The sequence below is a fragment of the Synechococcus sp. R55.7 genome (assembly GCF_047461955.1).
Classification (GTDB): domain Bacteria; phylum Cyanobacteriota; class Cyanobacteriia; order Thermostichales; family Thermostichaceae; genus Thermostichus.
The window spans coordinates 1-4,747 of record NZ_JANSIC010000206.1 but is presented as its reverse complement, the minus strand read 5'-3'; the positions used below and the strand labels follow the sequence as shown (position 1 = coordinate 4,747).

The following is a 4,747-nucleotide window of genomic DNA, read 5'->3' as shown; positions in this document are numbered from 1 at the left end:
AGGACATCCTGGGCAAAGCTAGAGGGGGCGATGTCTGTCGAACCAGCGCATCAGCATTGCAGCCAAGCGTTCGGGGTTGTGGCGCACCAAGCCGGTCTCTGGATCCTCTTGCATGACGTTAGCCAAAACGGCACGGCAGCCCAGGTAAGCCAGTTTGTCGGGATCCAGCACCACAAACTCAGAACCGCTGCGGCGGTAATGCTCCAAAGCGCGCGGGGAGGGTGGCTCCCGCTGCACCAGCACGCCGTCAAATAGGCGCACTCCTGCCACCCGATCCAAAGCCATGACGTGATCCCCAACGGTATAGCCGTCGGTTTCCCCCGGCTCGGTCATGATGTTGCAGACGTAGATGTGGGGGGCCATATTTTTGGCCAGAGCTTCCACAATTTCCGGCACCAACAGGTTGGGAATGATGCTGGTGTAGAGGCTACCCGGCCCCAGCACCACAAACTCTGCCGCCTCAATAGCCTCGATGACCTCTGGCAAGGCCGGAGGGCTGGGAGGGTCGCAGCCGATTCGGCAAATGCGTCCTCCGGCTTTGGCAATGTTGGACTCTCCCACCACGCGGCGGCCATCGCTCAGCTCCGCCCAGAGGGTAACATCCGCCAGGGTGGCCGGCAGCACCCGCCCCTGAATGGCCAAGACTTGTGAGGTGGCAGTGATGGCCCGAATCAAGTCGCCGCCGGTTACCGCGGTGAGGGCAGTGATGAACAAATTGCCGAAGCTGTGGCCGCTCAACCCTTCCCCCGACTGGAAGCGATATTGAAACAGCTCGGTGAGCAGCTTTTCTTCGTTGGCCAGAGCAGTGAGGCAGTTGCGGATATCGCCGGGGGGCAAAACGCCGATCTCCCGCCGCAGACGCCCTGAGGATCCCCCGTCATCGGCCACCGTGACAATGGCTGTGATGTTGGAGCTGTAGCGCTTCAGACCCCGCAGCAGGTTGGAGAGGCCGGTGCCGCCCCCCAGTACCACAATGCGGGGACCACGGCTGAGACGCCGCCGCGACAACAGCTTATCCACCAGCGCTTCATCTCCCTCGGGGATCAGCACATCCTCGATGGAGCGCATGGCGCTGCGAAACCCCAGCACCACCATCACCAGCCCGATCCCGGTCACCAGGGGGCCACTGATGTTGTTCGGGATCCAAGTGGTGATCAGGCGCAGGGTGATGTCGATCAGCCGCTTCAGGCGAAAGATGGGGGTCAACTCCGTCCAGATGGCAATGCCCAGCACCATCAGCAGCACGCCCCCAACCGCCAGGCTCAGCCAGCGTTTGACGGCTAAACCGGGAAAGAGCCATTTCCAGCCACTTCCCGGCCAAGCAGCCTTGCGGCGGCGAATGCCCCAAGCGGCGGACTTGTTGCTGGGCACAGGCTTAGGCATGGGAAGGTGCAGGAACGCCGGCCAAAGGGATCCTAACCTGTTGCTGGGCAACGCCGGCTTCGCCGGGCGCCGGGCCAAAGCGGGCTTCCAGCTCCCGCTGAGAGTCGAGCAGATGGCGATGCTGAACCTGAACATTCAGGTCGGGAAGAACGTGGTTGCCGGCAGGGACAGTCCAAGGCTGCAAATCCTGGGCCAGGCGCTCCACCAGGGCCACCGAGCGGTGCTGACCGCCGGTACAGCCGATAGCCAAAGTCAGGTGGGGGCGACGCTCTGCGCGGTAGTGGGGCCAAAACGCTTTGATCAGGGACAAGATGTGCTGGTAGGTGGATTGTGTGATGGGATCCGCAAACAAGAACTCCTGCAGCAGGGGATCCTGCCCAGTGAGGCGACGCAGATGGGGCTGAAAGAAGGGGTTGGGCAAAAAACGCACATCAAATAGCAAGTTGGCATCGGGGGGAACGCCGTACTTGAAACCGAAGCTGACCAGCCTTAGGTTGAGGGGCTGGGGGATCCCTTGCACCAAAGCTTGCAATTGCTGCCGCAGTTGCTGGGCATTGAGGTCGGAGGTATCCAACCAGTGGGTGCAGCGTTCCCGCACCGGGGCCAGAGCCAGCCGCTCTTGCTCAATGGCCTCCCACAAACCGGCAGCTTCCCCGTAGGGATGGGGACGGCGGTGGGCGCTGAGACGGTTGAGCAACACTGGGGAGCGGGCCTCCAAGAATAGGAAAGGGATCCCTTGCGATTGCACCCAAGCAGCCAGGGTGGGAACTTGATCCCGGTACTCCTGGGCGTGGAGATTCAAGCTGATGGCCAAAGCAGCGTGATGGGTCCGCATCGCCTCAACCAAGGGGATCACCTGGGCAGGCGGGATCCCTTCTAGGCCGGTGTACCCCAGTTGTTCCAACTGCTGGATGGCCAAGGTTTTCCCGGATCCCGTCAGGCCGGCAATGACCAAAACGGGGGTCGCGACTGACATGGGTTTATCCTGCATGGAGCTTATTCTAGGGCGAGGGGCGGCCAAAACAAGTGCTGCAAGGGAGGGATCCCTGCCGGCTCAGCCATACAGGGCGCCCAGAAACCATCCTCTCAGGCCGGCGAGGCTTTTGTAGCTTTTTTATCCGTTTTCTCGGCCGGTGCAGCCGATCCCAGAAGAGGAGCGCTGGGGCAGAGATCCGCCAAAAAACATTGCTGGCACAGAGGCCTGCGGGCAGTGCAGATGGCCCGCCCGTGGTCGATCAGACGGATAGACCAGTTCTCCCAATCCGCCTGCGGCAACAACTGCATCAGATCCTTTTCGATGCGCACGGGATCCTCGTGCTCAGTGAGGCCGAGGCGGCGGCTGAGGCGCTTGACATGGGTATCGACGGTAACCCCGGCATGGATGCCAAAAGCATGAGCCAACACCACATTGGCCGTCTTGCGGGCTACGCCGGGTAGGGTGAGCAGCTCCGGCATGGTGCGGGGCACTTGGCCACCGAAATGGCTTAAGATCCTGCGGCAGGCTTCCTGAATGTGTTTGGCCTTGTTGCGATAGAAGCCGGTGGAATGGATGAGAGCCTCGATCTCCTCTCGCGGCGCTGTCGCCAGGGCCTGGGCATCCGGGAAGCGACGAAACAGCTCCGGCGTTACCTGATTCACCCGCTCATCCGTACACTGAGCGGAGAGGATGGTTGCCACCAAGAGCTGCAGCGGCGTCTGGTAGTGGAGGGCACAGGTGGAGTTGGGGTAGTGGCGCTTCAGCCGAAGCAGGATCTCCAAAGCTCGCTGGCGCAGGGCCCGTTTGCTGGCCATCTTCCCCTAGCCTGACCCGGTGACAATGGCGAGGGTGTCTTTGAAGATCAGCACCACCCCCAATCCCAGTAACAACACCAAGCCCGTCTGCATCACCCGCTCCTCCAGATGCTTGGGCAGCCGTTTGCCGCGAATCGCCTCCAGGATCAAAAAGGCAATGTGTCCCCCGTCCAAGGCGGGCAGGGGCAACAGGTTGAGAAAGGCCAGGTTAATGCTAATCAAAGCGGTGAAATTAAACAGGCTGGCGGCGTCATCGCGGGCCAGATCCGCCCCAATCTTGACGATCCCCACCGGGCCGGAGACCTGAGCAGCCGTGCTTTGGAAATTCTGAACCAACTGCTGCAGGCCGTTCAGATTGAGCATCACCACCCGCTGGTAGGCATTTCCCGCCTCCGTGAGGATCTCAGCCACACTCTGAGGGGGACGCAAGGTCACCTCCTGGTGGGGGGCCAAGGTCACTCCAATGGCCACCGTCTCTCCCCGCACCTCTGGGATCACCGTCAATTGCAGGGGATCCCCTTCCCCACGCTGCACCTCCAGGGGAATGGGCCGGTTCTCGCTGCTGCGGATCAGCACCTGAAAATCGTTCAGAGCTGCCAAGGCCGCCGTCTCGTCGGCAATCCCCCTGTAATCGCGATCGGCTGCCTGCAACACCACATCCCCTGCCTTCAGGCCGGCCCGCTCCGCCGGGCTATCGGGCATCACCTGAGGGATGAGAATGCCGGGATGGAGGCGCGTTACCGAGGGGATCCCCACCGAGGCGAACATCAACACCAGCACCAGATAGGCGAAGAGCAGGTTGGCCATCACCCCCGCACTCATCACCACCAGGCGATCCAGCACGGGGCGGTTTTTCAGCAGATCCGGGTCGTCGGGCGGGTAGGGAGAATGTTCATCCTCGTCAGGAAAGCCCACGTAGCCCCCCAGCGGCAGGGCGCGAATGGCGTACTCTGTCTCCTTGCCCTGGTATCGCCACAACACCGGGCCAAACCCCAGCGAGAAGCGGTTGACGTGGATCCCTTGGAGTTTGGCTGCCGCAAAGTGCCCTGCCTCATGCACCAGGATCAGCAGGGCGAGAATGGCGATGGAGAGGAGAACAGACATGCGCTAGCTCTGAAGAAGGCACAGAAGAAAGAAGTGGGGAGCAGAGAGCCACCCGAGGCTATTTATCAAGGCACATAATCCAACACATGATAAAGAACCCTAAAGGAATCTCACAAAAACCTACAGGGCCCCTCAGAATACCTGCTCCACCTCCAAAATATCGGGGATGCTTTCCCGCAACTTGCGCTCAATGCCCATCTTTAGAGTCATGGTCGAGCTGGGGCAGGCTCCACAGGCCCCCTGCAAGCGCAGCTTGACCACCGGGCCATCGATTTCCACCAATTCCACATTGCCCCCATCGGCCATCAAGTAAGGACGCAGCTCGTTCAGGACTTTCTCGACGTTCTCGGTATTGAGTTCCAGTGCTTGTGCCATGGTTGCTTTTAGCCTCGTTGAGATTTGGATTGTAGCGGTTTCTGATACATTCACGCTGAACTCTCCTGAACATGGTTCAGGAAAGAAGCGATCG

5 protein-coding genes are annotated in these 4,747 nt (G+C 60.8%); all 5 read right to left on the bottom strand.

Annotated elements, in window-relative coordinates:
• Window positions 1-18 precede the first annotated feature (18 nt).
• The 5 genes from NW820_RS10290 to NW820_RS10270 all read right to left on the bottom strand — a co-directional run bounded on the left by NW820_RS10290 (window position 19) and on the right by NW820_RS10270 (window position 4,653).
• The gene (locus NW820_RS10290; protein ID WP_414373544.1) at window positions 19-1,383 is read right to left on the bottom strand and encodes a gluconeogenesis factor YvcK family protein; all 1,365 of its coding nucleotides are present in this window, start codon (window positions 1,381-1,383) and stop codon (window positions 19-21) included.
• Window positions 1,376-2,359, bottom strand: coding sequence for an RNase adapter RapZ (gene rapZ / locus NW820_RS10285; protein WP_414407430.1), 984 nt, complete (start codon window positions 2,357-2,359; stop codon window positions 1,376-1,378). The genes NW820_RS10290 and rapZ overlap by 8 nt, the downstream gene beginning before the upstream one ends.
• 110 nt (window positions 2,360-2,469) lie before the next feature.
• Window positions 2,470-3,174, bottom strand: a complete 705-nt coding sequence (nth, locus tag NW820_RS10280) for an endonuclease III (RefSeq protein ID WP_414407429.1) — start codon at window positions 3,172-3,174, stop codon at window positions 2,470-2,472.
• Between the two features lie 6 nt (window positions 3,175-3,180).
• Window positions 3,181-4,278, bottom strand: coding sequence for an RIP metalloprotease RseP (gene rseP / locus NW820_RS10275; RefSeq protein ID WP_414344642.1), 1,098 nt, complete (start codon window positions 4,276-4,278; stop codon window positions 3,181-3,183).
• Between the two features lie 132 nt (window positions 4,279-4,410).
• The gene (locus tag NW820_RS10270; protein WP_011432622.1) at window positions 4,411-4,653 is read right to left on the bottom strand and encodes a NifU family protein; all 243 of its coding nucleotides are present in this window, start codon (window positions 4,651-4,653) and stop codon (window positions 4,411-4,413) included.
• Window positions 4,654-4,747 lie beyond the last annotated feature (94 nt).

Bases quoted from the DNA above. Each gene is read 5' to 3' on its own strand.
- rseP (WP_414344642.1), bottom strand. From the start codon at position 4,278: ATGTCTGTTCTCCTCTCCATCGCCATTCTCGCCCTGCTGATCCTGGTG.
- NW820_RS10290 (WP_414373544.1), bottom strand. From the start codon at position 1,383: ATGCCTAAGCCTGTGCCCAGCAACAAGTCCGCCGCTTGGGGCATTCGC.
- rapZ (WP_414407430.1), bottom strand. From the start codon at position 2,359: ATGTCAGTCGCGACCCCCGTTTTGGTCATTGCCGGCCTGACGGGATCC.
- nth (WP_414407429.1), bottom strand. From the start codon at position 3,174: ATGGCCAGCAAACGGGCCCTGCGCCAGCGAGCTTTGGAGATCCTGCTT.
- NW820_RS10270 (WP_011432622.1), bottom strand. From the start codon at position 4,653: ATGGCACAAGCACTGGAACTCAATACCGAGAACGTCGAGAAAGTCCTG.